The organism is Vibrio sp. 704 (assembly GCF_033339295.1).
In genome coordinates this window covers 1-734 of record NZ_JAWOUH010000394.1, presented here as the reverse complement: position 1 = coordinate 734, position 734 = coordinate 1, and the positions used below count along the sequence as shown (strand labels likewise).

The 734-nt window shown below is 45.6% G+C and carries 1 protein-coding gene; it reads right to left on the bottom strand.

Annotation, left to right across the window (positions count from 1 at the left end; genetic code table 11):
- Positions 1-359, bottom strand: a 359-nt coding sequence (locus R7R24_RS26680; RefSeq protein WP_318120113.1) for a glycosyltransferase, incomplete at its 3' end; no start/stop codon positions are given.
- Positions 360-734 lie beyond the last annotated feature (375 nt).

The following is a 734-nucleotide window of genomic DNA, read 5'->3' as shown; positions in this document are numbered from 1 at the left end:
CCAGCCAAACGTGAGGCAATGCCACCGTAAAGCAAAGGACCAATATGATGTGTGTGTACAACATCTGGCTTCATGCCTTTGATCATCGCCGTAAGTGTGCCTAAGGTTTTAACGCTGAACCCCGGCTGTTTATTGAGAAAATGAAGCTGGCTTTTGTATTCGGTCAACTTAGCCCATTTCGCTAAGGCTTGGGATTTGGCGCCTTCTAAGCTCACCACAAACACATCGTGACGAGGTTCTGCGAAGCGAAGCATATCCAGCACTAGCGTTTCTAATCCACCCGGTGCCAAGTGTTGCACCACATGCAACACCACTTTTTTATGATTCCGTTTGGTGTTTTTATTTTCTCTGCGTTCCATCTTTACGCCCTCAGTAGTGTGTATCTACTCTGAACAACGTGTTGCACGCTACGTGCCATTATTTATTTTAAATAAAAACAAATAGTTAGGTCTGACTGTCAAATCTGAAAATCAACATTCTCAATTTGAGATTCATATTAATGAGAAGACAAAACCATGCGGTAAATTAACGTGGCGTAGCAAAGAAAAAGCACTCGGGTCAACGAGTGCTTTATCGTCATGGTGAGTAGGAGAGTTAACTGGCGAACGTCACTTTAGGCAAGGTGGTGATCACCGGAACGCCCAGGTGTTTTTCTAATGCTCGGCGAGAACGCACCGAGTTATCTGCCAGTTCAAGTATGGTGGCTAGACCAACGCCAAGGCCGGCACCTCCGA